Origin of the sequence: Pseudomonas sp. NPDC086112, from assembly GCF_044746425.1 — a bacterium.
In the GTDB taxonomy this organism is placed as follows: Bacteria; Pseudomonadota; Gammaproteobacteria; order Pseudomonadales; family Pseudomonadaceae; genus Aquipseudomonas.
In genome coordinates this window covers 312,483-338,255 of the sequence record NZ_JBIVCD010000001.1, presented here as the reverse complement: position 1 = coordinate 338,255, position 25,773 = coordinate 312,483, and the positions used below count along the sequence as shown (strand labels likewise).

General features: G+C 58.1%; 25 protein-coding genes. 14 read left to right on the top strand and 11 right to left on the bottom strand.

The genetic code is table 11. The features are described 5' to 3' along the window. Positions 1–11 precede the first annotated feature (11 nt). Positions 12–314, bottom strand: a complete 303-nt coding sequence (locus ACIPLA_RS01465; protein ID WP_007900033.1) for a DUF1883 domain-containing protein — start codon at positions 312–314, stop codon at positions 12–14. Positions 315–526: 212 nt separating this feature from the next. On the opposite strand from ACIPLA_RS01465, the gene ACIPLA_RS01460 reads away from it, so the two are divergent. After that, a complete protein-coding gene (locus ACIPLA_RS01460; protein ID WP_123494758.1) occupies positions 527–883 on the top strand; it encodes a hypothetical protein in 357 nt (118 codons plus the stop codon). Between the two features lie 72 nt (positions 884–955). Continuing rightward, entirely contained in the window at positions 956–1,186 is a 231-nt protein-coding gene (locus ACIPLA_RS01455; RefSeq protein ID WP_007935641.1) for a hypothetical protein, read from the top strand. A 143-nt stretch (positions 1,187–1,329) separates the two neighbouring features. On the opposite strand, the gene ACIPLA_RS01450 is transcribed toward ACIPLA_RS01455, so the two are convergent. Next, the gene (locus tag ACIPLA_RS01450; RefSeq protein WP_063343753.1) at positions 1,330–1,611 is read right to left on the bottom strand and encodes a hypothetical protein; all 282 of its coding nucleotides are present in this window, start codon (positions 1,609–1,611) and stop codon (positions 1,330–1,332) included. 139 nt (positions 1,612–1,750) lie between these two features. Next, a complete protein-coding gene (locus ACIPLA_RS01445) occupies positions 1,751–1,939 on the bottom strand; it encodes a hypothetical protein (RefSeq protein ID WP_007900038.1) in 189 nt (62 codons plus the stop codon). 280 nt (positions 1,940–2,219) lie between these two features. On the opposite strand from ACIPLA_RS01445, the gene galU reads away from it, so the two are divergent. Further along, a complete protein-coding gene (gene galU / locus ACIPLA_RS01440) occupies positions 2,220–3,059 on the top strand; it encodes a UTP--glucose-1-phosphate uridylyltransferase GalU (RefSeq protein ID WP_007900040.1) in 840 nt (279 codons plus the stop codon). Between the two features lie 129 nt (positions 3,060–3,188). Beyond that, positions 3,189–4,547, top strand: coding sequence for a glutathione-disulfide reductase (gene gorA, locus ACIPLA_RS01435; RefSeq protein WP_401170775.1), 1,359 nt, complete (start codon positions 3,189–3,191; stop codon positions 4,545–4,547). On the opposite strand, the gene ACIPLA_RS01430 is transcribed toward gorA, so the two are convergent. Beyond that, positions 4,544–5,563, bottom strand: coding sequence for a DNA-binding protein (locus ACIPLA_RS01430; RefSeq protein ID WP_401170773.1), 1,020 nt, complete (start codon positions 5,561–5,563; stop codon positions 4,544–4,546). The genes gorA and ACIPLA_RS01430 overlap by 4 nt on opposite strands. Before the next feature lie 178 nt (positions 5,564–5,741). Between ACIPLA_RS01430 and ACIPLA_RS01425 the strand changes: the two genes are divergently transcribed. The 3 genes from ACIPLA_RS01425 to ahpF all read left to right on the top strand — a co-directional run bounded on the left by ACIPLA_RS01425 (position 5,742) and on the right by ahpF (position 9,070). Next, positions 5,742–6,680 carry a site-specific integrase gene (locus ACIPLA_RS01425; RefSeq protein WP_401170770.1) on the top strand — a complete coding sequence of 313 codons (939 nt, stop codon included), beginning with the start codon at positions 5,742–5,744 and terminating at the stop codon, positions 6,678–6,680. Positions 6,681–6,818: 138 nt separating this feature from the next. Then, positions 6,819–7,382, top strand: coding sequence for an alkyl hydroperoxide reductase subunit C (gene ahpC, locus ACIPLA_RS01420; RefSeq protein WP_007900047.1), 564 nt, complete (start codon positions 6,819–6,821; stop codon positions 7,380–7,382). Between the two features lie 125 nt (positions 7,383–7,507). Beyond that, positions 7,508–9,070, top strand: a complete 1,563-nt coding sequence (gene ahpF / locus ACIPLA_RS01415; protein WP_401170768.1) for an alkyl hydroperoxide reductase subunit F — start codon at positions 7,508–7,510, stop codon at positions 9,068–9,070. Between the two features lie 177 nt (positions 9,071–9,247). Here ahpF and gloA read toward each other — a convergent pair whose 3' ends face one another. Further along, positions 9,248–9,769: a lactoylglutathione lyase gene (gene gloA / locus ACIPLA_RS01410; RefSeq protein WP_218394997.1), complete on the bottom strand. Its 522-nt coding sequence runs from the start codon at positions 9,767–9,769 to the stop codon at positions 9,248–9,250. Positions 9,770–9,925: 156 nt separating this feature from the next. Here gloA and ACIPLA_RS01405 point away from each other — a divergent pair, with 156 nt between their 5' ends. Continuing rightward, positions 9,926–10,429, top strand: a complete 504-nt coding sequence (locus ACIPLA_RS01405; RefSeq protein WP_401170765.1) for a DUF4946 domain-containing protein — start codon at positions 9,926–9,928, stop codon at positions 10,427–10,429. A 172-nt stretch (positions 10,430–10,601) separates the two neighbouring features. Here ACIPLA_RS01405 and ACIPLA_RS01400 read toward each other — a convergent pair whose 3' ends face one another. The 3 genes from ACIPLA_RS01400 to ACIPLA_RS01390 all read right to left on the bottom strand — a co-directional run bounded on the left by ACIPLA_RS01400 (position 10,602) and on the right by ACIPLA_RS01390 (position 13,712). Further along, complete coding sequence (locus ACIPLA_RS01400) at positions 10,602–10,967, bottom strand: histone-like nucleoid-structuring protein, MvaT/MvaU family (RefSeq protein ID WP_008075430.1); 366 nt, start codon at positions 10,965–10,967, stop codon at positions 10,602–10,604. Positions 10,968–11,200: 233 nt separating this feature from the next. Then, positions 11,201–12,736, bottom strand: a complete 1,536-nt coding sequence (locus ACIPLA_RS01395) for an EAL domain-containing protein (RefSeq protein WP_401170763.1) — start codon at positions 12,734–12,736, stop codon at positions 11,201–11,203. Positions 12,737–12,839: 103 nt separating this feature from the next. Further along, the gene (locus tag ACIPLA_RS01390) at positions 12,840–13,712 is read right to left on the bottom strand and encodes a LysR family transcriptional regulator (protein ID WP_218394994.1); all 873 of its coding nucleotides are present in this window, start codon (positions 13,710–13,712) and stop codon (positions 12,840–12,842) included. Between the two features lie 78 nt (positions 13,713–13,790). Here ACIPLA_RS01390 and ACIPLA_RS01385 point away from each other — a divergent pair, with 78 nt between their 5' ends. Both ACIPLA_RS01385 and hppD read left to right on the top strand, forming a co-directional pair. After that, positions 13,791–14,738, top strand: a complete 948-nt coding sequence (locus ACIPLA_RS01385) for a DMT family transporter (protein WP_401170761.1) — start codon at positions 13,791–13,793, stop codon at positions 14,736–14,738. A gap of 248 nt (positions 14,739–14,986) precedes the next feature. Further along, positions 14,987–16,063 (top strand): 4-hydroxyphenylpyruvate dioxygenase, encoded by a 1,077-nt coding sequence (gene hppD, locus ACIPLA_RS01380; protein WP_401170758.1) that lies wholly within the window; start codon positions 14,987–14,989, stop codon positions 16,061–16,063. 169 nt (positions 16,064–16,232) lie between these two features. On the opposite strand, the gene rarD is transcribed toward hppD, so the two are convergent. The 3 genes from rarD to ACIPLA_RS01365 all read right to left on the bottom strand — a co-directional run bounded on the left by rarD (position 16,233) and on the right by ACIPLA_RS01365 (position 19,892). Further along, positions 16,233–17,120, bottom strand: coding sequence for an EamA family transporter RarD (gene rarD / locus ACIPLA_RS01375; protein WP_401170755.1), 888 nt, complete (start codon positions 17,118–17,120; stop codon positions 16,233–16,235). A gap of 358 nt (positions 17,121–17,478) precedes the next feature. Next, the gene (locus tag ACIPLA_RS01370) at positions 17,479–18,492 is read right to left on the bottom strand and encodes an aldo/keto reductase (protein ID WP_218394991.1); all 1,014 of its coding nucleotides are present in this window, start codon (positions 18,490–18,492) and stop codon (positions 17,479–17,481) included. Positions 18,493–18,581: 89 nt separating this feature from the next. Then, positions 18,582–19,892 carry an MFS transporter gene (locus ACIPLA_RS01365; protein WP_401170753.1) on the bottom strand — a complete coding sequence of 437 codons (1,311 nt, stop codon included), beginning with the start codon at positions 19,890–19,892 and terminating at the stop codon, positions 18,582–18,584. Positions 19,893–20,061: 169 nt separating this feature from the next. Here ACIPLA_RS01365 and ACIPLA_RS01360 point away from each other — a divergent pair, with 169 nt between their 5' ends. The 4 genes from ACIPLA_RS01360 to ACIPLA_RS01345 all read left to right on the top strand — a co-directional run bounded on the left by ACIPLA_RS01360 (position 20,062) and on the right by ACIPLA_RS01345 (position 25,742). After that, on the top strand, positions 20,062–21,174 hold the full coding sequence (locus tag ACIPLA_RS01360; protein ID WP_218394990.1) for a sugar diacid recognition domain-containing protein: 1,113 nt from the start codon (positions 20,062–20,064) through the stop codon (positions 21,172–21,174). A gap of 224 nt (positions 21,175–21,398) precedes the next feature. Next, complete coding sequence (locus tag ACIPLA_RS01355) at positions 21,399–22,541, top strand: glycerate kinase (protein WP_401170750.1); 1,143 nt, start codon at positions 21,399–21,401, stop codon at positions 22,539–22,541. A gap of 347 nt (positions 22,542–22,888) precedes the next feature. Next, entirely contained in the window at positions 22,889–24,514 is a 1,626-nt protein-coding gene (locus tag ACIPLA_RS01350; protein WP_218394988.1) for a methyl-accepting chemotaxis protein, read from the top strand. Positions 24,515–24,554: 40 nt separating this feature from the next. After that, the gene (locus tag ACIPLA_RS01345) at positions 24,555–25,742 is read left to right on the top strand and encodes a pyridoxal phosphate-dependent aminotransferase (RefSeq protein WP_192344620.1); all 1,188 of its coding nucleotides are present in this window, start codon (positions 24,555–24,557) and stop codon (positions 25,740–25,742) included. The last annotated feature ends 31 nt before the right edge of the window (positions 25,743–25,773 follow it).

Sequence of the window (25,773 nt, the reverse complement as noted above, 5' to 3'; positions counted from 1 at the left end):
TTGGTGTGGGCTCAGCTCAGTTTCGAGCTGGAGCGGCGGATGATCTTGATCGAGTGCGTCAGGGTCGGTTTGCGGGTCACGCTGATCGGCCGGCGATTGACCGTGTCGATGGTGATGTTCCAGAAACCGGTGCTTGGCGCTGTGATGCGGGCCGGGAAGGTGTCGAATGCGCCGCCGTGGTAAGTATGACGGCCGCCATTCTTGAAACTGCGAAAGTTGGCGTCGTTCATCAAGCGGATGTTGCACATTTGGGAGCACTGGATGACGACGATGTCGTCTTCGTTGAGGTGCTCGCGCTGGTGGATAAATTTCATGAGGCGCCTCCAGAAGGGCTTTTTCTACAAAATCAAAACGATAGCATGGGCGATTGGCGCAGTTTATCAGCCCGAACAGGTTATTATCCGGCTCTCGAGGTGCGCTTTGACAATTAAAAACAGTTATACGGAATTCTATGAGCGATAAAAGCAGTGTGCCTCGGAGAAAACCAGCATTTGAGCTGTCGGAAGGTCTTTATCGGAGGTTCTGTATGAAGTGGGGAGTTCTGGTCGGGCCGTTGGCGTTGGCAGTGGGTGGATGTGCGAGTGTCTCGGACATCAATGAGACACTGCCCACCATGAGCGTGATATCAGGCAAGAATCCCCATGAGTACGCCCAATGCCTGGTCGAAAAGCTCGCCGATAGCCGTGGAGCCCTGCAAGTCGAACCGCACAAGGAAGGCGTGCGAGTTATCGTGCCGCAAAAGTTCTCGTCGGGGCCGGCCGCCGTATTTGAAATTGAAGACCGCTCTGGCGGCAGCAGCATCAAGCTGCATGAGCGCATCTCCAATGTGCCATTGCGCCCATGGGATGTACGCAATGCCGCCACCGCATGCATATCCGGCTGATAAACTACCCCCAGTCAGCATCGATGCCGCCAAAGTCGCGCTTTGACGGCATTGTCATTTCTGGAGTTGAGCATGAAGCGAGAGCAGGTGCGGGAGCGCCATGCAGAGGGTCATATCTCTGCCACCCACGTGATTCAGAACCCGGCGAATCCGGGAGAGTGGATCGTGTTTTTCAAGAAAAGCGCCGGGCGCAGTTTTTTCCTGGTGGATGACAACGATGAAGTCGAATCCTTCAGTCGCCTCGACGATTTGATCGAGACCGTGCGCGGGCTCGGGATCAAATTCGCCGAAATTCATATGTAGGGGCAGCGAGAAACCTGTAGGAGCGAGGCTTGCCCGCGAAGAACGATGACGCGTAATACCTGAAAAAACCGCAGTACATTCTTCGCGGGCAAGCCTCGCTCCTACAGGATTTGTGTAGCTCAAGTTTCTTAACAGTGGGAGAGCTACTTGCAGACCACCACCACGCTGCGGTTTTTGTAGTTGCCGATGTCCGCGCCCAAGGTCTTGTCGCTTTCCTGGGGTGAAGGTGTACCGTCGGTACCGACAATCCGATAACCGGTGCCAGCGCAAGAGGCATCGGCTTTTTCGTAGCAGGTGGCCCAGTCGTTGGCTTCCCCGGAGCAGTCGATGCTCAGGCCTTGTTCGCCATTTTTCAGGTAAGTGGTTTCGGACGTGGCGCAGCCGCTCAGGGCCAGAACTGCAATCAGTGGCAAAAATTTGTTCATGTTGTGGTGATCGTCGGTGATGGGGGCTAAAGGCTGTGACAGCGGCGTCATCGAAAGATTGTAGCGAATGGCCACTTCTCTGCAGATAATCACAAAAAAGCCCTGCGCAAAGGCAGGGCTGCGTCGTGTCAGGTTCAGCTCAAGGCTTGTCCTTGCCGCGCCGCTTGGGGCCTGCGGGTTGATCTTGCAACACCGATGCCACTTCAATCGCCAACGCTTCCGTAGGGAACGGCCCGGCAATATTTTCGCCGCCGACGCTGTCTACCCACCACTGGCCGTCTTTTGCCTGATTGATCAGGTACCCATTAACACTTTTTGCTGCCGACATCTATCTGCCTCGTTGGCTGGTTCAATCGCACAATGATAGCGCCAAATGCCCTCAACGGGTGCCTATGGTGTAGGGTAGGGCGGATTGTCTTTCGGATGATGGCCGCGCAGATCTGCCGATCTCTGCTATCTATAAGAGGTTGTGCAATGTATCTGCGGAACTATCCATCAGAATATTTCTCTATGATGGCATCGGTTAGCCAGTGCAGGGCATTGTAAGGTGCCCGCCGCCTGATTAGACTGCGCCGAAACTCGAACACACAGCCCTTTCAAGGACTTATATGATCAAGAAATGCTTGTTCCCAGCAGCCGGTTACGGTACTCGCTTCCTGCCAGCGACTAAAGCCATGCCCAAAGAAATGCTGCCGGTGGTAAACAAGCCACTGATCCAGTACGGCGTGGAAGAAGCACTGGACGCCGGGTTGACCGAAATCTCCATCGTCACCGGTCGTGGCAAGCGTGCTCTGGAAGACCACTTCGACATCAGCTACGAGCTGGAAAACCAGATCAAGGGCACTGACAAAGAGAAATACCTGGTCGGTATCCGCAAACTGCTCGACGAGTGCTCGTTCTCCTACACTCGCCAGACCGAAATGAAAGGCTTGGGCCACGCGATTCTGACGGGTCGCCCGCTGATCGGCGACGAACCGTTCGCCGTGGTACTGGCGGATGACTTGTGCGTAAACCTGGAAGGCGACGGCGTACTGACCCAGATGGTCAAGCTGTACAAGCAGTTCCGCTGCTCGATCGTGGCCATTCAGGAAGTCGACCCGCAAGAAACTCACAAGTACGGCGTGATTGCCGGTGAGATGATCCGCGACGACATCTACCGCGTTCACAGCATGGTTGAAAAACCAAAGCCTGAAGATGCGCCGTCGAACCTGGCGATCATCGGCCGTTACATCCTGACTCCGGACATCTTCGACCTGATCGAACAAACCGAGCCAGGCAAGGGCGGCGAAATCCAGATCACCGACGCCCTGATGAAGCAGGCACAAAACGGCTGCGTCATGGCCTACAAGTTCAAAGGCAAGCGTTTCGACTGCGGTGGCGCCGAAGGCTACATCGACGCGACCAACTTCTGCTTCGAGAACTTCTACAAGACTGGCAAGGCTTACTGATAGCGCCTGAGCTGCTTGTACTGAAAAGCCACCTTCGGGTGGCTTTTTCATTTTCCGGCCCCACATAGTTTGCAACGCTTGCCCAAAGGCCGCTCGCAGGTATGCTGGTGGCCTGCCGAGGAGATAGAAATGGCCTACGATTTTGACCTGTATGTGATTGGCGCCGGTTCCGGCGGTGTGCGGGCTGCGCGGTTTGCGGCTGGTTTCGGCGCGAGAGTCGCCGTGGCCGAGAGCCGCTATCTGGGCGGTACGTGTGTGAACGTCGGCTGCGTGCCGAAGAAATTGCTGGTCTACGGTGCGCATTTCGCCGAAGACTTCGAGCAGTCGCAAGGTTTTGGCTGGACCCCGGGTGAGGCGAAGTTCGACTGGGCGACGCTGATCGCCAACAAGGATCGCGAGATCAATCGCCTGAACGGCATCTATCGCAATCTGCTGGTCAACAGCGGTGTGATCTTGCATGAAGGCCACGCAAAAATCGTCGATCCGCATACCGTCGAGTTCGATGGCAAACGCTACACCGCCAAAAACATCCTGATCGCTACCGGTGGCTGGCCGCAGATCCCGGAGATTCCGGGGCACGAGCACGCGATAAGTTCTAACCAGGCGTTCTTCCTTAAAGAGCTGCCCAAGCGCGTTCTGGTGGTTGGTGGTGGTTACATCGCGGTGGAGTTTGCCGGGATTTTCCACGGGCTGGGTGCCGAGACCACGCTGCTGTATCGCGGTGATCTGTTCCTGCGTGGCTTCGATGGTGCGGTGCGCAAGCATTTGCAGGAAGAGCTGTCCAAGCGCGGCATGGACCTGCAATTCAATGCCGATATCGAACGCATCGGCAAGCAAGCTGATGGCAGCCTGAAAGCCACTCTCAAGGATGGTCGTGTACTGGAGGCGGACTGCGTGTTCTACGCCACCGGCCGGCGTCCGATGCTCGACAATCTGGGGTTGGAAAACACTGGCGTCAAACTCGACAAGAAAGGTTTTGTCGAGGTCGATGAGCAGTATCAAACCGCAGAGCCATCTATCCTGGCTCTGGGCGATGTGATCGGGCGAGTACAGCTTACGCCGGTCGCGCTCGCGGAAGGCATGGCCGTGGCGCGGCGTTTGTTCAAGCCCGAGCAATATCGCCCGGTAGATTACAAGATGATCCCGACCGCCGTGTTCAGCTTGCCGAACATTGGCACTGTCGGCCTGACCGAAGAAGAGGCGCGGGAGGCCGGGCATGAGGTGGTGATCTTCGAAAGCCGTTTCCGGCCGATGAAGCTGACCCTGACTGAATGCCAGGAGCGGACCTTGATGAAGCTGGTGGTGGACGCCAAGACCGACAAGGTCCTGGGCTGCCACATGGTAGGCCCGGAAGCCGGTGAGATCGTTCAGGGGTTGGCAATTGCCTTGAAGGCCGGCGCGACCAAGCGTGACTTCGACGAAACCATCGGCGTGCATCCGACTGCCGCCGAAGAGTTCGTCACCATGCGTACGCCGGTCGCGAGTTAATCGTCCTTACGCGGCGCTGATGCGTCTGGCCCTGCCGCAACGACAGCGGCCAGTCGCGCGCTTTCATCCAGGCTTGCCTGCAACTTGATCAGTTCAACTTCCAGCGCCTTGTTGATATGCGACTGCTCGTCGATGTTCTGCTTGAGTGACTGGCTTTCCAGCATGGCAATGCGCAAGCGTTCCTGGAGGAGGGTGCGTTCGCTGTCGATACGGTTGACCTGGTCCAGCAGCTGATCCTGCCGGCTGTTGGTGTGCTTGAGTTGCTCTTGCGACAGGCTCAACTCTCGCAGCGTTCCGCGGTTTTCCGTCAGTAAGCGCTCGTTGTCGCGATGCAGTTGGGTGATTTCATCCTGGCGAACCAGTGCGCTTTGCTGCGCCTGACGCAACTCCATCTGAATCTGCTGAACCTGCCCTTCGTGGCGTCGCTGTTCCTGCTCGCGCTGGTCTTTGACGGCATTGCGGTAGTGTTCCAGCGCCTCACGAGCGTGCAGGTGCTTTTCTTCCAGCGAGCGGATCTGCTCATCCTTGTCTTGCAAGCGTAATTCGAAATCTGCCAGCGCCTGGTTCAATCCGGCGTTGCGGGTTTGTTCGCTTTGCAACATGGAGCGGGTGTCATGCAGTTCTGCTGATTCCTGGGTCAGTGCCAGGCTTTGAATTTCGTATTGCTGGTGCAGTTCGGTATTGGCCTCGCGGGCCTCATGCAGTTGGGTTTCCAGCTCCTTTCGTTGTTGCTCGAACTGTGCGCGTGCCTGGTCGATGGGCTCTTGCGCCTGTTCTTTCAGGCGTTGCGCCAGGCGTGACACCAGGCTTGCAAGCTCATCGTCGATAGGCTCGGAAGGTGCTTGGGCGGGTTCGGTGCCGTCATCGAGTTCCTTCATATAGCGATGGATTGTGGTTTTTGAACCGGTATTGCCCATCTCGATCCGCACCGCGTCAATGCTGGGGTGTTCGCCCCGGGCGAGGATTGCTGAGCGCGCCGCTTGCACCAGTGCCTTGTTTACGCCGCCACGTGCCATGTGTTCTCCTACGATTTGATACTGTGGTACGTACCACTAATATACGCAATGTACCATGATTCTACTGAAGTTAGAATTCTATGATTTATCATACGGGATATACTGGTATTACCCCGTGTGATGCGCTGTAATCCGGGTTTTCACTCGCCAGAGCGGTACGTTTTCGAGAACTGAGCCCATGACTGAACTGGATCGCTACCTGCAAGCCGCCACGCGCGACAACACCCGTCGCAGCTATCGCGCGGCCATCGAGCACTTCGAAGTCAGTTGGGGCGGGTTCCTGCCAGCGACCAGTGACAGCGTGGCGCGCTATCTCGTGGCGCACGCAGGCGTGCTGTCGATCAATACCTTGAAGTTGCGCTTGTCCGCGCTGGCCCAGTGGCACAACAGTCAGGGGTTCGCCGATCCCACCAAAGCGCCCGTGGTGCGCAAGGTGTTCAAAGGCATTCGCGCGCTGCACCCGGCGCAGGAGAAACAGGCCGAGCCGTTGCAGCTTCAGCATCTGGAGCAAGTGGTGGCCTGGCTGGAGCAGGAAGCACAAACCGCCAAGGCGCAGGGCGATCAACCGGGATTGCTGCGGGCCAGGCGCGACACGGCGCTGATCCTGCTGGGCTTTTGGCGCGGCTTCCGTAGCGATGAGTTATGTCGCGTGCAGATTGAGCATGTGCAGGCCAGCGCCGGCTCAGGCATTACCCTCTACCTGCCTCGCAGCAAGAGCGACCGCGAGAACCTCGGTCAGACGTACCAGACGCCAGCCTTGCAGCGTTTGTGTCCGGTGCAGGCCTATATCCAATGGATCACTGACGCCGCGTTGGTCCGCGGGCCGGTATTTCGGGGTATCGACCGTTGGGGCCATTTGAGCGAGGAGGGCTTGCATGCCAACAGCGTGATCCCGTTGTTGCGCCAGGCCCTGGAGCGCGCCGGTATTCCGGCCGAGCACTACACCAGTCACTCCTTGCGTCGTGGGTTTGCTACCTGGGCTCATCAGAGCGGTTGGGATTTGAAGTCGTTGATGAGTTACGTGGGCTGGAAGGATATGAAGTCCGCCATGCGCTATGTTGAATCCAGCCCGTTTATCGGGATGACCCGCATCGCTGAAAAGCCATTGGCGCTGTAGATCACGTTTTCTTCTATTAATACTGTCGGCTAATAGCGAAAACCAATCAGCAGTATCAGGTTTGCCAATGAGCCAGCCGGCGATCGACTGGGTAGGATTCACCTCATCAACTTCTTAACCCCTGACGGAGAGTCATCGATGCCTATCATCAACAGCCAAGTTAAACCGTTCAAAGCTGACGCCTTTAAAAATGGCGACTTCGTAAAAGTGTCGGACGCTGACCTGAAAGGCAAGTGGTCTGTCGTGTTCTTCTACCCAGCTGACTTCACCTTCGTCTGCCCGACCGAACTGGAAGACCTGGCTGACAACTACGCCGAGTTCCAGAAGCTGGGCGTCGAAATCTACAGCGTTTCCACCGATACCCACTTTGCTCACGCTGCCTGGCACAACACTTCGCCAGCGATCGGCAAAATCCAGTACACCATGATCGGCGACCCGACTCACGCTATCTCCCGCAACTTCGACGTGCTGATCGAAGAAGCTGGTCTGGCTGACCGTGGCACCTTCGTGATCAACCCTGAAGGCCAGGTCAAAATCGTTGAACTGAACGACGGCGGTGTAGGCCGTGATGCTTCCGAGCTGCTGCGCAAAATCAAGGCTGCTCAGTACGTTGCCGCTCACCCTGGCCAGGTTTGCCCAGCCAAGTGGAAAGAAGGCGAGGCCACTCTGGCTCCGTCCCTGGACCTGGTCGGCAAGATCTAAGTCTGTGACGCGCTTCATCAGGGCGGAACTCCGCACCTCCTAAGTAAGCTGCTCCGCCCTCAAAAACGCCCGGGCGAGATTCGCTCGGGCGTTTTTTTTCGACACGAATAAAGGAAATCGCCCGTATGTTGGACGCCACTCTTAAAGCCCAGTTGAAATCCTACCTGGAACGGGTCACCCAGCCGATCGAGATCGTTGCCTCCCTCGATGACGGTGCGAAATCCCAGGAAATGCTCGCACTCCTGAAAGACGTTGCCAGTCTTTCTACCCAGATTACGCTGCTCGACAGCGGTGACGATGCACGTAAGCCATCGTTCTCGATCAACCGCCCAGGGGCCGATATCAGCCTGCGTTTTGCCGGTATCCCGATGGGCCACGAATTCACGTCCTTGGTGCTGGCTCTGCTGCAAGTCGGCGGCCACCCCTCGAAGGCCAGTATCGAAGTGATCGAACAGATCCGCTCGCTCAAAGGCGAGTTCAACTTCGAGACTTACTTCTCGCTGTCCTGCCAGAACTGCCCGGACGTGGTCCAGGCGTTGAATCTGATGGCTGTGCTGAACCCGAACATCCGCCACGTCGCCATCGATGGCGCGCTGTTTCAGGCTGAAGTCGACGAGCGCCAGATCATGGCCGTCCCAAGCATCTACCTGAACGGTGTGAACTTCGGCCAGGGCCGTATGGGCCTGGAAGAAATCCTCGCCAAGATCGACACCAGCGGCATCGAGCGCCAGGCCGAGAAAATCAGCGCCAAAGAAGCCTTTGATGTACTGGTCGTCGGCGGTGGCCCGGCCGGTGCTTCGGCGGCGATCTACGCTGCTCGTAAAGGCATTCGCACCGGTGTGGCGGCGGAACGTTTTGGTGGGCAGGTGCTCGACACCATGGCCATCGAGAACTTCATCTCGGTGCAGGAAACCGAAGGGCCGAAACTGGCCGTGGCGCTGGAAGAACACGTCAAGCAGTACGACGTGGACATCATGAACCTGCAACGCGCCGACAAGCTGGTGCCGGGCAAAAATGGTGCGCTGCACGAAATCCATTTCGCCAGTGGTGCGTCCTTGAAAGCCAAGACCGTGATTTTGGCGACCGGCGCCCGGTGGCGTGAAATGAACGTTCCCGGTGAGCAGCAATACCGCAACAAGGGCGTGGCGTACTGCCCGCACTGTGACGGTCCGCTGTTCAAAGGCAAGCGTGTGGCGGTGATTGGCGGCGGTAACTCCGGCGTCGAAGCGGCCATCGACCTGGCCGGTATCGTGTCCCACGTGACTCTGCTGGAGTTCGACGTACAACTGCGCGCCGATGCGGTATTGCAGCGCAAGTTGCACAGCCTGCCGAACGTTACTGTTATCACCAGTGCGCAAACCACTGAAGTGACTGGCGATGGTCAAAAGGTCAACGGCCTGCGCTACAAGGATCGTCAGTCGGACGAGTTGCGCACTGTCGAGCTGGAAGGGATCTTCGTGCAGATCGGTCTGTTGCCTAACACCGATTGGCTCAAAGGCACCATCGAGCTGTCGCCGCGTGGCGAGATCATCGTCGATGCCCGTGGTGAAACGTCGATGCCTGGCGTATTTGCGGCCGGTGACGTGACCACCGTGCCGTACAAGCAGATCGTGATTGCGGTGGGCGAGGGCGCCAAGGCTTCCCTGAGCGCATTCGATCACTTGATCCGCACCTCGGCGCCTGCATAAACGCCGACGCTTAAAACAAAAAAACCCATGAGCGATCATGGGGTTTTGTGTGTCTCATACATTCCCAATTGTGGGAGCGGGCTTGCTCGCGAAGGCGGCCTGTCAGTCAGCATCACTGTTGAATGACACACCGCTTTCGCGAGCAAGCCCGCTCCCACAGGGGATTGGTGATGGGGCTTACAGCGGTGCAGGCTGAATGATCTCGACCCAGTAACCATCCGGGTCCTTGATGAAGGCCAGGCTCTTCATGCGACCGTCGTTCAGGCGTTTCTGGAAATCGCAGCCTAGCGCTTCGAAGCGCTCGCACGCGGCACGAATGTCCGGTACCGAAATGCAGATATGGCCGAAGCCGCGTGGGTCGGTGTTGCCATTGTGGTAGGCGAAATCCGTGTCGTTCTCGGTGCCGTGGTTATGGGTCAGCTCGAGAATGCCGGGGATCGATTTCATCCACTCGGTGCGAGCCGCGGCATCGGCCGGGATCTGGTTTTTATCGACCAGCGCCAGGAAATACAGACTGAATTCGGCTTCCGGGAAATCGCGTTTTTCCACCAGCGAGAAACCCAGGACGCGGGTGTAGAAATCCAGCGACTGGGTGATGTCCTTGACCCGCAGCATGGTGTGGTTGAAGACGAACTTCTGGGTGGCGGTGTCGGGTTGGGCGGTCACACCGGGAAATGTATTGAGTTCGTGCAGGCTCATGGGGCCCTCCGGAAAATCCAAGAATGGTCACAATGATACGCAAGGGCTCCGGCATCGCCAAACCCAAACCGCAGGCTTGCCTGACAGCCGGGTGAGGCTCAGACTTTACGGCTCAATTCGTGAGTGTTCATTGCAATGACCCGATTCTGTCAATCGATGTTCGTCCTGATCTGTCTGCTTTCAGGTGTTACCCTCGTTTATGCAGAGGCTCCGGTCGTGATTTGGCCAAGCGGATGGACTGTCGAGGCTATTTCGCAAGATGAGACTAAACCGCAGGTATCCCGGCAAGGCGCGGTAAAAAACGATCAGGACGGTACGCCGGTGATGGTGATGGAGTTGACCATGACTCAGGTAGAAAGTGGTCATCAGGTGAACCTGGAAGGCGTGCTGCTGGAAATGCGCAAGTCGGTGCAAAAGGACTTTTTTCAGAGTGGGTATCAGAGCGTTTGCACTAAAATTCACCCGACTACCTTAAGCCGGCTATCGGCGCTGGAAACTACCTGCACGATTACGCAGAACGGTCGACATGTGCTGTCTCAAACATTGGTCGCTGCGGTAGACGCCGATAAGGCCTATGTTCTTTCTTATGCGGGGCAGGCAGAGGTTTACAAGGCAAGTCAGGACGACATAGCAGCGGCTCGAAACAGCTTGAAACTTTAGTTTAAGGTTTGCGTATCAGTAGATTTCAGCGGGTTCGGAGTTTTTAGATAGCCAAAGGGATTAAGCATAAAGTTGGACGATATGTAACGAGTTGATCGGCGACTTTCGTTGCATTTAGACGCTGTCTATGAAAAAGCCCTGCAATGCAGGGCTTTTTTATGATCGCGAGTGTTTAGCCTCGCAGCCAGGAATCAACGGTGGCAGCACCGTATTGTTCCTTCCAGGCTTTCAGGCCGCGATGATTGCCGCCCTTGGTTTCAATCAGTTCACCGGTGTGCGGGTTCTGATACACCTTGACCACGCGAGCGCGGCGGGTTTTAGGCGCTGCTGCCTGCTGCAGGCCGGATTTTGCCGGGTTTGGATCGAGGATGGCGATAATGTCGCGCAAGCTCTTGCCGTAGGTTTTCATCAGCCCCTGGAGCTTTTCTTCGAATTCGATTTCTTTCTTGAGCCCGGCATCGTTCTTCAGCGATTCCAACTGCTTGAGCTGTTCTTGAAGGGCCTTTTCAGCTGCACGGAATTCAGCGAGTCTGGACAATATCTTTACTCCAATAGTGTGTTTGGCTGATACCAACCGCAAACAAAGCTATAAGCCAAGAGCCTTGAAGCGACTCGGTGATAATGGCGCACCTGCCAGTTCTGCACAGGCATGAAAAATTGTAGTAGTTAATTGGCCAAGAGTAAATCCTGACTTTTTCTTCATGTAACAAGAGTAGTCTTTTGATTCAATTTGGTGCGCATCTTCATGGTTTCGCCCCTTAGAGCGGTTAGTTAACGATCACTTAATTCTCTAATGAAGTCTGCGCCGGGCATCGGCCGACCAAACAGATAACCCTGCAGGAAGTTCACGCCGTGGGCCGTCAGATAGTCACTCTGTTCTACGGTTTCCACGCCTTCGGCGACAATACCCAGATCGAGTTTGGCCGACAGTTCGATGATGCTGTCCAGAATGTGTCGAGACAGGGCGTCAACGCCAATCATGGCGACAAAGCTCTGATCGATTTTCAGAAAGTCCACATTGAATTGACGCAAATAACCCAGGCTTGAGTGACCCGTTCCGAAGTCATCGATCGCGATCATCACGCCCAACTCGTGAAGCTGTTCGAACAATTGCAGGGTGATGGCTGTCGGCTCGATGAGTTCGCGTTCGGTCAGTTCCAGCACCAGGTTGATGCTGCCCGGGGCGAAAGCGCTGAGGAATTCGCGGCAGTCCTCGACCAGTTCCAGATCCCGGCAGTGACTGGCGGTAATGTTGATGCCAATGTGAAACGGCCTGTCGAACGAGGTCGACAGGGGAGCCAGCAATGCGCAGGTCTGTCGCATCAACGAGCGAGTCATCGGCACGATCAGCCCGGAATGTTCGGCAAACGGGATGAACAGATCAGGGCGTACCAGGCCTTCCTTGGGATGTTTCCAGCGCATCAATACTTCGGCGCCGGACCACTGCTTATTGTCGCCGTGCACCACGGGCTGAAAATATGGAATGAACTCTGCTGCCTCCAGCGCCCGCTGCATTTCACGGCTCGGCGACATCGAGCGTTTCTGCAGCACATGTCCGATCGAGCCGGACACCACACCGAAGAACATCAACAGACTGAACAGCGGCGGGTACTCACTGCGCATGTAACGCCAGGTTTCTCCTTCGGGAAAACCTGCGGCTACGGTAAAGGCATAACGCGAGGACGCCAGCGTGTTTTGCGCCACCGGCAAGGCGGGCAGGGCATCGTCGTGGACCTTGCCGTCAGCCGACAACCAGTGAGGACCGACTTGCAACAACAATAATGTTTTGCGACCGATCAGGCGCAGCACATTACTCAGGTGATAACCGTCCAGCGTGGTCAATGCGCCCTGGTTTCCTTCGCTCAGCCGATACACCAGCAATGCGGTATTGGGCGTGACCGGGTTGCCGTTCATGAGCCATAGCTTGCCTTGGGTGTAATCGTCGGGATTGATCTTTTCCTGATATTCACCGAACAACGAACTGCAATAGAGGTTGGTGTTCCATACAAGATTGGTCGAGCGCACGAACGGCCGGCGGGTGACTTGTTCACGCAGGGCCAGTTTGACGTCGTTGCAATTCTGGCCGGCCAGAGGCAATAGCTCTTGCGCCGCTTGGGCGGTGTTGTCGAGCATCAGCTCGAATTGGCGAACGGCTTCTTCGCCAGTCAGTTCGGCACTTTGCTTGAGCGTACGTTCAGCCTGCAGATAGAGAATGGCGACTCCCAGCAACACCGGAAGCAATCCGCTCAAAACAGTCACAACGATCCGGGTACCACGTTTACGGCGGCTTTTGACGTTCAGTGGCATTCGCAAATCCATCGCGATAAAAGAGGGCTCTCAAAGACTGGCAGGGCGACACGCCTCCTGGAAGAGTTCAGCCATGATAGTTGGCCGACGGCGCTTATGCCGCTCAACGTTCATTCAGGCTTGAGGCCAATTTGATGAAGGCCAGCGTAGCAGGTGATGACTGACGCTGATCGAGCACTGCCAGCCCGACTTGACGGCAGACCGGTGGCGACAGCGGTTTTTTCACGTAGCGGTTGTCGTTGTCGTCAGGCAAAGAGCCTTCGGCGACAACGGTCAGGGCATCGCCTCGGCCTACGGTGTCCAGCGTGCTGAGCAACTGCGAACAGCGATAGCGAATGTTCGGCGTCAACCGCGCCGCATTAAATAGGCGCGACACCAGTTCCGAAGAACCGGCTTCGGTCAGCACAAAAGGGTCGTGGCATAAATCGCTCAAGCTCAAACTGTCGCGTCCGGCCAGCGCATGGTCGGCAGGCAGCAGCGCGACCATCTGGTCTTCGATCAGCCCAAAAGTGTCGAAACGCTCCAGGGGCAACACCACGAAGCCGATATCGATACGCCGTTCTTCCAGCCACTGGATCACCTGGCGATCCGGCCCTTCGTCGATGTGAACCTCGATGCCCGGGTGTGCGGCGCGGTAATGCTGCAGGATTTTCGGCAGCAGTTTGATCGATGAAGTCGGGCCGAACGAGCCGATGCGCAGGGTGCCGCGTTTCATTCCGCGGGCATCCGCCGCTTCCTGGCGCAACGTGTTGGCCAGCCCGAGCATCGCCCGAGCACGTAGTAACAGCTGCTGGCCGATGTCACTCAGCTCGACCTGGGACTGATGCCGACGCAGCAGTTCTACACCCAGCTCCTGTTCCAGCGACTTGAGCGCGTGGGACACCGCGGATTGGGAAATCTCCAAACGATGGGCCGCCGCCGTGAAGCCGCGCAGTTCGGCCACCAGGGAGAAAATCTCGAGTTGCGTAAGGGTCATGAGTATTTACTCATTTTACGATGATTTGGCATTAGTCGAATGATACGCCATGTGCCCGATATCTGATGGTGGAGACTTATGACTACGTGTGAACAGACCTTGGTGAATTCTTCCGATGTACCGGTTTATCTGAAACTGGCAGCGGTCACCATGATCTGGGGCGGGACGTTCGTCGCCGGGCGATTTCTGGCCGACAGCCTCAGTCCGCTATTGGCCGCGAGCCTGCGGTTCTTGCTGGCGAGCGTGGCGTTGCTGCTGTTTCTGTTGCTGGCGCGGGTGCCTTTGGTGCGCCCCAGCCCTCGGCAATGGCTGCAACTGACGCTGCTGGGTTTTTTCGGGATTTTCTTCTACAACCTGTGCTTCTTTTATGGGCTGCATTACATCAACGCGTCACGGGCGTCGTTGATCGTGGCGTTGAATCCGGCTGTGATCGGCCTGGCGTCGTGGCTATTCTTCAAGGAGCGACTGAGTGGGGCAAAAATGTCCGGTATTGCGATCTGCATTGCCGGCGCCAGCCTGGTGATCGTCAGCCGCAATCCGCAGTTACTGGCCGGTGCTACTGATGCCTGGATCGGCGATCTGTTGATCTTCGGCTGCGTGCTCGGCTGGGGCATTTATTCTCTGTTCTCCAAAGGCCTGAATCAAACGTTGGGGCCGTTGCAGACGGTGACGTACTCGATTTTGCTGGGCACGCTGATGCTCTGGGTGACCAGCGCCGTGCGTGGTGAGCTGAGTGTCGCGGCACTGGCTGAACTCGGCACGCAACAATGGTTGAGCCTGCTGTACCTGGGCGTACTGGGTTCGGCATTGGCCTATATTGGTTATTACGACGGTATCCGCAAAATCGGTGCGACGCGTTCGGGTGTGTTCATCGCCTTGAACCCGCTGACTGCCGTTTTGTTTGGCGCATTGTTGCTGGGTGAGCAATTGACACTGGTGACGTGCCTGGGCGGCGCGCTGATCCTGGCGGGGATTTTTCTGTGCAACAAACCGCTTGCGCACGCTACAAAAAGGGGGATTTTATAAGAAGGCGGACAAACTGATTTACGCTGTGTAGAATCGGTTTACGCATATAAGAATAATCGTCTTCTGGCAGCAGAAGCCTCGCCCGCAAGAGCCTTGGGTCGACAATGAAGAGTTTTGGGTTTCAATTGATCTACGGTGACTTCCTCGCCCGCAGCGTGCGGGGCATCTCCTGCGCGCCACCCGCCGGTCTCAGCATTGCTAGCAACTAACGATCCGTTAATTGACAAGAAAATGATGAGGCGCCAACCATGGCAGATTTATACGAAAACCCAATGGGCCTGATGGGCTTTGAGTTCATCGAATTCGCATCGCCGACCCCTAACACCCTGGAGCCGATCTTCCAGATCATGGGCTTCAGCAAGGTCGCGACCCACCGTTCCAAAGACGTGCACCTGTATCGCCAGGGCCAGATCAACCTGATCCTCAACAACGAACCCAACAGCGTGGCGTCGTACTTCGCGGCCGAACATGGCCCGTCGGTGTGCGGCATGGCGTTCCGCGTCAAGGATTCGCAAAAGGCCTACAAGCGTGCCCTGGAACTCGGTGCCCAGCCGATCCATATCGAAACCGGTCCGATGGAACTGCACCTGCCAGCGATCAAAGGCATTGGCGGCGCGCCGCTGTACCTGATTGACCGTTTCGGCGAAGGCAGTTCGATCTATGACATCGACTTCGTGTTCATCGAAGGCGTTGACCGCAACCCGGTCGGAGCCGGCCTGAAGATCATCGATCACCTGACCCACAACGTGTATCGCGGTCGCATGGCTTACTGGGCCAACTTCTACGAGAAGCTGTTTAACTTCCGTGAAATCCGCTATTTCGACATCAAAGGCGAATACACCGGCCTGACCTCCAAGGCCATGACCGCGCCGGACGGCATGATCCGTATCCCGCTGAACGAAGAGTCCTCCAAGGGCGCCGGGCAGATCGAAGAGTTCCTGATGCAGTTCAACGGGGAGGGCATCCAGCACGTGGCCTTCCTCAGCGATGACCTGATCAAGACCTGGGATCACTTGAAAAGCATTGGCATGCGCTTCATGACACCGCCGCCGGACACCTACTACGAAATGCTCGAAGGCCGTTTGCCGAACCACGGCGAGCCGGTCAACGAATTGCAAGCGCGGGGCATTTTGCTGGACGGTTCGTCCGAGTCGGGCGACAAGCGTCTGCTGCTGCAGATCTTCTCGGAAACCCTGATGGGCCCGGTGTTCTTTGAATTCATCCAGCGTAAAGGCGACGATGGCTTCGGCGAAGGCAACTTCAAGGCACTGTTCGAATCCATCGAGCGTGATCAGGTTCGTCGGGGTGTGCTCTCTACCGATTAACCCGGTTCAGGCGTGAAAAAGCCCGGTCAGCAGCAATGCTGGCCGGGCTTTTTTTGGATCATGCAAAACCATTTTTGGATCATGCAAAAACCCTTGTAGGAGCGAGGCTTGCCCGCGAAGGGGACGTTGAGGACGCTAAAAGCTTCGCGGGCAAGCCTCGCTCCTACAATTACATCGGCCGGCGTCGTTGCCGGACCAGATGCTTGAACCCTTCAAACACCAACACCAACACCGCCAACCAGATCGGAATATAGGTCAGCCATTCGCCGGCCTTGATACTTTCCCCCAACAGTAACGCAACGCCGAGCAACAGCACCGGCTCTACATAACTCAACAACCCGAACAGGCTGAACGGCAGCAACCGACTGGCAATGATGTAGACCACCAGCGCCGAAGCACTGATCACCCCGAGTATCGGGATCAACAGCGACAGCCACGGATGTTGATCAAACACGCCGAAACCTTGCTCGCCGCCCTGCACGAACCAGAACGCCACCGGCAGCATCAACGCCATGTCCAGCCAGAGCCCGCCAAGGTTGTCGGTCGCCAGGCGTTTGCGCAGGATGAAATAGATCGGATAGCCGACCACCACCAGCAAGGTCGCCCAGGAAAAACCGCCGACCTGATACAGCTCGTTGAGCACGCCGAGGCTGGCGAAGAACACGGCTATTTTCTGCAGATAGGAAAGGCGCTCGCCATAGACGATTCGCCCGGTCAGGACCATGGACAGCGGCAACAGGAAATACCCCAGCGACACGTCGAGGCTATAACCGTTGAGCGGTGCCCACATGAACAACCAGAGTTGCAGGCCCAACAGCACTGCGGAGCCAACCAGCCCGACAATCAGCTTCGGCTTGCCAGCCAGCCGCCGAACAATCTCGACCACGCGCTTCCACTCACCGGACACCACCATGAACACCGTCATGCACGGCGCGGTCAGCAGCATCCGCCAACCGAAGATTTCTACGCCACTCAAGGGGGAGAGCAGCGAAGTGTAGTAATACATGACGGCAAACAGCATCGAGGCTGTAACCGATAGAGCGATACCTTTAGACAAACTGTCCTCGCGAGGTTGAACGTGAAACGGGGGCGGAGGATACGTGGTTTTCGAAGCGAATATTGTCCGAACGATCAACACCCATCGAGTGTGGCAGAAGCACAGACAAATGGTGGATGCAAAACCGCCATCGCGAGCAGGCTCGCTCCCACAATTTTCCGGTGTGAACTCAATGCCTGCGGCCCACACAAAACCCTGTGGGAGCGGGCTTGCTCGCGAAAACGGACTGCCAGTCAACATCAATGCTGAATGTGAAGCCGTCTTCGCGAGCAAGCCCGCTCCCACATTTTTGCCGGTGGTGTACACAATATTTCGGTCAACAAGAATCCTGTGGAAGCTAGCCTGCTCGCGTTAAATCTCAAGCCGTACGCGGTTTACGTCCCGGCACAAAATGGCTCACGTCATTGAACCCCGGCGTCGACGCGTGCCCCGGTGTCACCAGCGAATCAATAAACGCCTCGTCCTCAGCCGTGATCTTCACCGCCTGCGCCTTGGTGTACGCATCCCACTGTTCCTCAGTGCGAGGCCCGACGATGGCCGAAGTCACAGCGCCATTGTTCAGTACCCAGGCAATCGCGAACTCGACGATGCCCACGCCACGGCCCTGCGTGTATTCCTGGATCTGTTGGGCAATGCGTAACGACTCCACCCGCCATTCGGTTTCCAGGATGCGTTTGTCCTGACGACCCGCGCGGCTGTTGGCGTCCGGCGTCACGTCGGGCGCGTACTTGCCGCTGAGCACACCGCGCGCCAGCGGGCTGTATGGCACCACACCGAGGCCATAGTTTTGCGCGGCAGTGATCTGCTCGGTTTCCGCCTGACGGTTGACGATGTTGTACAGCGGCTGGCTGATGATCGGTCTATCGACACCGAGTTTGTCAGCCACACGAATCACTTCAGCGATACGCCAGCCACGGTAGTTCGACAGGCCCCAGTAACGGATCTTGCCCTGGCGGATCAAATCGCCAATGGCGGACACCGTGACGTCCAGCGGCGTGTTGTGGTCTTCGCGGTGCAGGTAATAGATGTCCAGATAATCGGTGCCCAACCTCGTCAGGCTGGCGTCGATGCCATTGAACAGGTGCTTGCGGCTCAGGCCGCTGCGGTTCGGCATACCGTCCACCGGTCCGAAGCCGACCTTGGTGGCCAGTACCCATTCCTGCCGCCGACTGGCGATCGCTTCGCCGACGATCTCTTCGGAACGGCCGTTGGTGTACACGTCCGCAGTGTCGATGAAGTTGATGCCCTGGTCCCAGGCCTTGTCGATGATTCGCAGGGAATCTTCGGTGCTGGTCTGCTCGCCGAACATCATGGTGCCCAATGTGAGGGTCGACACCTGTAAACCCGAATGACCCAGCGTGCGATAGCTCATGACGAAATCCTTTTACCGGTCAGAAAGCCCTAATCAAATACCAGAACCGTGACTGGGAGCAATCGGAATTATCAGGCCTGATTGCCCTTTTAAACCCGCAATGTCCGCGTCATGCGCAACGCCAGCAAACTCCCACAAACAATCACACCCGCCAGCAGATACAGCGCCGCATCAGTCGACCCGGTGCTGTCCTTGACCCAACCCACCAGGTACGGGCTAAGAAAACCCGCCATCTGCCCCATGGAGTTGATCAACGCCAACCCACCGGCTGCCGCACCCGCGCTGAGCATAGCGGTCGGCACGGGCCAGAACATCGGCAGGCCGGTGAGGGCGCCCATGGTGGCGATGGTCAGCCCGAGAATGGCGATGGCCGGGTTAGCGGCGAAGTTCACCGCAATCAACAGACCCACCGCGCCCATCAGCATCGGCACCACCAAGTGCCAGCGGCGTTCTTTGCGCAAATCTGCCGAGCGACCGACCATCAACATGAACACCGCCGCCAGCAGATACGGAATCGCACTGAGCCAACCAATCACCAGGTTATCGCTGAAACCGAGGTTCTTGATGATCGACGGCAACCAGAAGTTGATCGCGTAGACGCCGCTCTGGATGCAGAAATAAATCAGGCCGAAGGCCCAGATCGCCGGGTTCTTGAACACCGCCAGCAGGGAATCAGTGGCGGTTTTCGGTTTGCTGGCCAGGTCTTGCGCGTGATCGGCCTCAAGCACCGAACGCTCGTAAGGGGTCAGCCATTTGGCGTTGGCATAATTGTCGCTGAGCAGGAAGTAGGCGAGGGCGCCGAGAATAACGGTCGGTATGCCTTGCAGCAGGAACATCCACTGCCAGCCGGCCAAACCAGCCTGGCCTGCGCCGAAGTGGTTGAGGATCCAGCCGGAAAACGGGCTGCCGAGCAGGCCGGACACCGGGATCGCCGACATGAACAGCGCCATGATGCGGCCACGACGGAATGTCGGGAACCATTGCGAGAGGTAAAGCACCACGCCCGGAAAAAACCCGGCTTCGGCCGCACCGGTAAACAGGCGCAAGGTGTAGAACTCGGTCGGGGTGGTGACGAACAGCAGGCAGGTCGACAGCGTGCCCCAAGTGATCATCATCAGCGCGATCCAGCGTCGCGGGCCGAATTTGGTCAGGGCCAGGTTGCTCGGTACGCCGCACAGCACGTAGCCGATGAAGAAGATCCCGGCACCGAGGCCGTACACGGTTTCGCTGAATTTCAGTGCGTCGAGCATCTGCAGTTTGGCGAACCCGACGTTCACCCGGTCGAGGTAATTGAACAGGTAGCAGATGAAGATGAAGGGGATCAAGCGCAGGGTAATGCGTTTGTAAACGGCGTTTTTGTCGTCAGCGGTGGCCAGGGTAGCTGCGGCGCTCTGTGACATGGCGGGCTCTCTCTTTATTATGATTTTTTGCGACGCAAGGGTAACGTTGATCGCCCAGTGAGTCTCGGCCACCCCTTGGGTGGTTGTCTTTGTGCCTGAGCACAGGGTTTACGACCAAGGCCTGTGCGGGTGAACAACCCGTTCCATCACGTTCTCAAGGAACCGCGCTATGTTCGAACTCGATCACGACCTGGCCCAGGACATCGTCGACCGGGCGATGGCCATCCTGCCGTACAACGTCAATGTCATGGACAGCCAGGGGCTGATACTCGGCAGCGGCGAACCGGAGCGCATCAACACTCGCCACGAAGGCGCGCAATTGGTATTGGCCAACGGGCGCGTGGTGGAGATCGACGCGCAGACCGCGATTCACCTCAAAGGCGTGCAACCGGGCATCAACCTGCCGCTGTTGCTCGATCAGCGTTTGATTGGTGTGCTGGGCATTACCGGCGAACCCGAGCAATTGCGCACCTACGCCGAGCTGGTGCGAATGACCGCCGAGATGCTGGTGGGCCAGCGCAATCAGCAGGCCGAGCAGCAATGGCGGCGCCAGCGTTGCGATGATCTGCTGGCGCTGCTGCTCAGCGAGGCGGGGGATTCGCCGCGGTTGCTGGACGAAGCTCAGCAACTGGGGCTTAAACCGCAGTTGACGCGGGTGCCGTATCTGTTCGAGTTGGGCCTGGAACACGGTCCGGGCCAGACCGTCGAAGCGCTCAGCGCCTGGCTGATGTCGCGTTATCCGGACAGTTGGTGCGTGAGCTCGGCCAAGTCTTCGTTGCTATGGTGCCGACCGGCGACGCCTGCGATCGAAAATGATCGGCTGCTGGAGAAGCTCGATGGCCTCGGCTGGAATATTTTGCGCATTGCCGTGGGCGGGCAGGCCGATGGCTTGTCGGGATTGCGCCGTTGCTATCGTCGGGTCGGTGATTTGCTGGCCTACGGGCGTGATGTGTTGCCGCATTCGCGCTTGTTGACCCTGAACCGCTATCGGCTACCGGTAATGCTCTGGCGGCACCGCAACGACGATGCGCTGGATGAACTGCTGCGTCCGCTGCGCAAAGTCATCGCCAAGGATGGCAACGGCCAACTGCTGGCGACCCTGCGCAGTTGGTGCGAACACGACGGCCAGAGCCAGGCCTGCGCCGATGCCTTGGGCATCCATCGCAACAGTTTGCGTTACCGCATGGAGCGGATCGCCGAGTTGAGTGGGGTTGATCCGTTGCGGTTGGATGGGATGTTGGCGCTGTATCTGGGTGTTCAGCTTCTGCCGCAAACTAATTAGAGAGGAGGTGATTGTAAGGACGCCTTCGCGGGCAAGCCTCGCTCCTACAAGAGCGCCGCACCCACTGTAGGAGCGAGGCTTGCCCGCGAAGAGGCCATCCCAATCGCTATCAATCCTGGGTTTTGTGGAAATGAACAATAATCCTCATACCTGCTTGTGCAGCGGACCGGCGTTATTGTTGATGGCGGCTGGCAGCATGGACGCATTGAAACTGGAGAATTCGCATGAAAATCGTCATCGCCCCCGATTCGTTCAAGGACAGCCTGAGTGCTCAAGGTGTGGCCGAGGCCATTGCGCTGGGGTTGGCGGAAGTCTGGCCGGATGCACACTTGATCAAGTGCCCGATGGCTGATGGCGGGGAAGGCACGGTCGAATCGATTCTGGCCGCATGCGACGGCGAACTGCGCCGTACCCATGTTCGCGGGCCGCTGGGTGCCACGGTCGATGCCGCGTGGGGCTGGTTGCCACAGAGTCACACCGCGATCATCGAAATGGCCGAGGCCAGTGGCCTGCAACTGGTTGCGCCGAACCTGCGCGATGCCTGCACCAGCAGCACCTACGGCACCGGTGAATTGATCAGCGCCGCGCTGGATGCCGGCGCGCAACGGGTGATCCTGGCGATTGGCGGCAGCGCCACCAACGACGGCGGCGCCGGGGCAATGCAGGCCTTGGGTGTGAAACTGCTGGACGCTCAGGACCAAACCCTGGTGCCGGGTGGTCTGGCCCTGGCGCAATTGGCCCGCCTCGATCTGAGTGAGATCGATGCGCGTCTGGCCAAGGTGCGCTTCGACATCGCCGCCGACGTCAATAACCCGCTGTGCGGCCCTCATGGAGCCTCAGCGATTTTCGGCCCGCAGAAAGGTGCAACACCCGAACAGGTCGAGCAACTGGACCAGGCCCTCGAGCACTTTGCCGAACTCTGCGCACAAGCTTTGGACAAGGACGTGCGCGACGAACCGGGCAGCGGCGCAGCGGGCGGCTTGGGATTTGCCGCCAAGGCGTTTCTCGGTGCGCAATTTCAGGCCGGGGTGGAAGTGGTCGCCGAATTGGTGGGGCTGGCCGAGGCGGTCAAAGGCGCCGACCTGGTGATCACCGGTGAAGGTCGTTTCGATGCCCAGACGTTGCGCGGCAAAACCCCGTTTGGCGTGGCGCGCATCGCACGCCAGCACGGCGTGCCGGTCATCGTCATCGCCGGCACCTTGGGCGAGGGGTATCAGGCGCTGTACGAACATGGCATCGATGCGGCCTTTGCCTTGGCCAGCGGACCGATGACATTGGAGCAGGCCTGCGCTGAAGCACCGCGTTTGTTGCGTGATCGCGCCCGTGATATTGCGCGGGTGTGGCGGGTGGCGGCCCGCAAGGCCTGACCAATGCCCGTCAGTTAAACGCAATCCATGTGGGAGCGGGCTTGCTCGCGTAAGCGGTGCGTCAGGCAACATCATTGTTGACTGTACCGCCGCCTTCGCGAGCAAGCCCGCTCCCACAGGTTCTGCATTTAAGCTAACGAGTGTTTCACCACTGAAACACTCCTGCCTCCCTTGAAAAATATTTCTCCAACCCCTGCAACAAACCTCAACCCCGGCCGATACAGCTAACAGGCGCACACAAACCTATTACAACAGTGGCGCCAAACTGAAAGGTGCGCGCGCCATCGCCCGCCCGAACAGTGATCCCCCGCAAGGATGCTCGCCGCCTCAATTACCGAGATCATCCTATGTCACTGCGTAATCTGAAAATCGCGCCTCGAGCTTTCCTGGGTTTCGCCTTCATTGCCTTGCTAGTGATCGTGCTGGGTGTGTTTGCGGTGAACCGCATGTCGATCATTCGCCAGGCCTCTGTCGATATGGAAATGACGCAGTTACCCAGCATCGGGTTTCTGGGTAACGTGACAGAGAACGTTCTGCGGCTGCGGATTCTCTCGTTCCGCGTACTGGTCAACCGTGATCCGGCGGCGTTGCAGGAAGCCCAGACCCGCATCAGCGTGCTCGTCGACAAGGTGCGCAGCGCCCAAGCCAGCTATGCCGCCTTGCCGGCCGGCCCTGAAGAAGCCGCGCTGTACAAAACCTTCGCGACAACCCTCGACAACTACATGCAGGCCCAGAGCCAAATGCTGGACCTGTCGCGGCAGAACAAACTGGAGGAGATGCGTGCCCTGATCAATACCCGGATCAAGGAAGGCACCGATCAGATGGGCGAGCAACTGAACAAACTGGTGGCGCTCAACGCCGCCGATGCCAAAGCCGCGTCGGCCAAGGCGGGTGAGCATTACAGCGAAGCCTTTATCGGCATCGTGACGGTGGCGGTAATGGCTTCGTTGCTGACCGTGCTGCTGGCCTGGCTGTTGACCCGCAGCATCCTCACACCGCTGAACCGTGCGGTGCTCGCGGCCGAAACCATTGCTGGCGGCAACCTGAGCAAGGTCATCGAGGTCGACGGCAACGACGAACCGGCGCGTTTGCTCGGCGCCTTGGCCGCCATGCAGACCAACCTGCGCAAGACCATCGAACAGATCGCCGGCTCCGCGACGCAACTGGGTGCTGCCGCGGAGGAACTCAGTACCGTGACGCAAGAAGCGTCACGGGGCCTGCAACAGCAAAACAACGAAATCGAACAGGCGGCCACCGCCGTCAACGAAATGACCGCCGCCGTGGAAGAAGTGGCGCGCAACGCGGTGTCGACCTCCGAAGCCTCGAACCAGTCGACCCAAGCGGCTCGCGAAGGTCGTGACCGGGTGGTGGAAACCGTCGACGCGATCCAGACCATGACCCACGACGTGCAAAACACCGCGTTGATGATCGAGGGCCTGGCGACTCAGGGCCGGGACATTGGCAAAGTGCTGGACGTGATTCGTGCCATCGCCGAACAGACCAACCTGCTGGCCCTCAACGCCGCGATCGAAGCGGCCCGTGCCGGGGAAGCCGGGCGTGGCTTTGCGGTGGTGGCGGACGAGGTCCGGGCGTTGGCCCATCGCACCGCGCAGTCGACCCAGGAAATCGAGAAGATGGTCGCCGGCATCCAGAACGGCACCGGCGAAGCGGTCTCGTCGATGCAGCAAAGCAATCAGCGCACCCAAAGCACGCTGGAAATGGCTCGTGCGGCGGGTATCGCCCTGGAGCAGATCACCCAATCGATTCAACTGATCAACGAACGCAACCTGGTGATCGCCAGCGCCTCGGAAGAACAGGCTCAGGTGTCCCGTGAAGTCGACCGCAATCTTGTGAACATTCGCGACCTGGCCACTCAGTCTGCCGCCGGTGCCAACCAGACCAGTGCAGCCACCCACGAACTGTCGCGATTGGCGGTTGATTTGAATGCGATGGTGGCGCGTTTCGTGATTTGAGATAGGGTTGAAACTGGAACTCGCGCGTTAGGAGAAGTACATGCGCTATTCAGCCTTGACCCAACGAATCGATGGTGACGGAGCCGCAGCCTGGAAGATTCATGATCGAGCGCTGGAATTGCGCGAGCAGGGCGTCGACGTGTTGCTGCTTTCCATTGGCGACCCGGATTTCGACACGCCGCTGCCGATCATTCACGCCGCCATCGATAGCCTGTTGGCGGGTGACACCCATTACTCGGATGTACGCGGCACCCGCGCGCTGCGCAGTAGCATCGCCAGCCGTCATCAGCGGCGCAGCGGCCAATTGGTGGATGCCGACCATGTGATCGTACTGCCTGGCGCGCAGTGCGCGGTGTATTCGGTTGCCCAATGCCTGCTCGACCCTGGCGATGAAGTGATCGTCGCCGAACCGATGTATGTGACCTATGAAGGCGTGTTCGGTGCCTGCGGAGCCAGCGTGGTGCCGGTGGCGGTGCGTCCGGAAAATGGCTTTCGGGTTGAACCGGCGGATGTCGCGGCGCTGATCACCTCAAAAACCCGCGTCATTTTGCTCAACAGCCCGAATAATCCCTCCGGTGCCAGTCTGTCGTTGAAGAGCTGGCAAGCGTTGGCAGCGTTGTGTGTGCGGCATGACCTTTGGCTGATCAGCGACGAGGTCTACAGCGACCTGTTGTTTGAGGGCGAGCACATCAGCCCGGCCAGTCTGCCGGGCATGGCCGAGCGCACCGCGACGATCAACAGTCTGTCCAAATCCCATGCCATGACCGGCTGGCGGGTGGGCTGGATGATCGGCCCTAAACCGTTGGCTGAACATTTGATGCATCTGTCGCTGTGCATGCTGTTCGGCCTTCCGGATTTCGTCCAGAACGCCGCGCAAGTAGCGCTCGATAAAGACTTGCCGGAAGTGGCACTGATGCGCGAGGAATATCGCCAGCGTCGCGATCTGGTGTGCGCAAGGCTAAGCGGTTGCCCGGGTATCCGGCCGATCAAACCGGATGGCGGGATGTTCGTGATGGTCGATGTGCGCCAGACCGGGCTCGGTGCGCAAGATTTTGCCGAGCGTTTGCTGGAAGGGTACGGCGTGTCGGTGCTGGCGGGCGAAGCCTTCGGGCCGAGCGCGGCGGGGCATATTCGCATTGGCCTGGTGGTGGATCAGGTGAGGCTGGCGGATGCGTGCCAGCGGATTGCATCGTGTGCGGCGCAGTTGCTGCAGGTGCGACGAGCCTGATCGATTTGTGTTGAGTTTGATGGCCTCTTCG

What these genes read in the sequence shown, in the direction of transcription:
- ACIPLA_RS01385 (WP_401170761.1), top strand. Translation starts at nt 13,791, where the DNA reads ATGACTACGTGTGAACAGACCTTGGTGAATTCTTCCGATGTACCGGTT.
- ACIPLA_RS01465 (WP_007900033.1), bottom strand. Translation starts at nt 314, where the DNA reads ATGAAATTTATCCACCAGCGCGAGCACCTCAACGAAGACGACATCGTC.
- ACIPLA_RS01425 (WP_401170770.1), top strand. Translation starts at nt 5,742, where the DNA reads ATGACTGAACTGGATCGCTACCTGCAAGCCGCCACGCGCGACAACACC.
- ACIPLA_RS01445 (WP_007900038.1), bottom strand. Translation starts at nt 1,939, where the DNA reads ATGTCGGCAGCAAAAAGTGTTAATGGGTACCTGATCAATCAGGCAAAA.
- ACIPLA_RS01430 (WP_401170773.1), bottom strand. Translation starts at nt 5,563, where the DNA reads ATGGCACGTGGCGGCGTAAACAAGGCACTGGTGCAAGCGGCGCGCTCA.
- ACIPLA_RS01405 (WP_401170765.1), top strand. Translation starts at nt 9,926, where the DNA reads ATGTTCGTCCTGATCTGTCTGCTTTCAGGTGTTACCCTCGTTTATGCA.
- ACIPLA_RS01350 (WP_218394988.1), top strand. Translation starts at nt 22,889, where the DNA reads ATGTCACTGCGTAATCTGAAAATCGCGCCTCGAGCTTTCCTGGGTTTC.
- gloA (WP_218394997.1), bottom strand. Translation starts at nt 9,769, where the DNA reads ATGAGCCTGCACGAACTCAATACATTTCCCGGTGTGACCGCCCAACCC.
- ACIPLA_RS01355 (WP_401170750.1), top strand. Translation starts at nt 21,399, where the DNA reads ATGAAAATCGTCATCGCCCCCGATTCGTTCAAGGACAGCCTGAGTGCT.
- hppD (WP_401170758.1), top strand. Translation starts at nt 14,987, where the DNA reads ATGGCAGATTTATACGAAAACCCAATGGGCCTGATGGGCTTTGAGTTC.
- ACIPLA_RS01450 (WP_063343753.1), bottom strand. Translation starts at nt 1,611, where the DNA reads ATGAACAAATTTTTGCCACTGATTGCAGTTCTGGCCCTGAGCGGCTGC.
- ACIPLA_RS01395 (WP_401170763.1), bottom strand. Translation starts at nt 12,736, where the DNA reads ATGCCACTGAACGTCAAAAGCCGCCGTAAACGTGGTACCCGGATCGTT.
- ACIPLA_RS01360 (WP_218394990.1), top strand. Translation starts at nt 20,062, where the DNA reads ATGTTCGAACTCGATCACGACCTGGCCCAGGACATCGTCGACCGGGCG.
- ACIPLA_RS01390 (WP_218394994.1), bottom strand. Translation starts at nt 13,712, where the DNA reads ATGACCCTTACGCAACTCGAGATTTTCTCCCTGGTGGCCGAACTGCGC.
- ahpF (WP_401170768.1), top strand. Translation starts at nt 7,508, where the DNA reads ATGTTGGACGCCACTCTTAAAGCCCAGTTGAAATCCTACCTGGAACGG.
- ACIPLA_RS01365 (WP_401170753.1), bottom strand. Translation starts at nt 19,892, where the DNA reads ATGTCACAGAGCGCCGCAGCTACCCTGGCCACCGCTGACGACAAAAAC.
- ACIPLA_RS01460 (WP_123494758.1), top strand. Translation starts at nt 527, where the DNA reads ATGAAGTGGGGAGTTCTGGTCGGGCCGTTGGCGTTGGCAGTGGGTGGA.
- ACIPLA_RS01345 (WP_192344620.1), top strand. Translation starts at nt 24,555, where the DNA reads ATGCGCTATTCAGCCTTGACCCAACGAATCGATGGTGACGGAGCCGCA.
- ACIPLA_RS01455 (WP_007935641.1), top strand. Translation starts at nt 956, where the DNA reads ATGAAGCGAGAGCAGGTGCGGGAGCGCCATGCAGAGGGTCATATCTCT.
- ahpC (WP_007900047.1), top strand. Translation starts at nt 6,819, where the DNA reads ATGCCTATCATCAACAGCCAAGTTAAACCGTTCAAAGCTGACGCCTTT.
- galU (WP_007900040.1), top strand. Translation starts at nt 2,220, where the DNA reads ATGATCAAGAAATGCTTGTTCCCAGCAGCCGGTTACGGTACTCGCTTC.
- ACIPLA_RS01370 (WP_218394991.1), bottom strand. Translation starts at nt 18,492, where the DNA reads ATGAGCTATCGCACGCTGGGTCATTCGGGTTTACAGGTGTCGACCCTC.
- gorA (WP_401170775.1), top strand. Translation starts at nt 3,189, where the DNA reads ATGGCCTACGATTTTGACCTGTATGTGATTGGCGCCGGTTCCGGCGGT.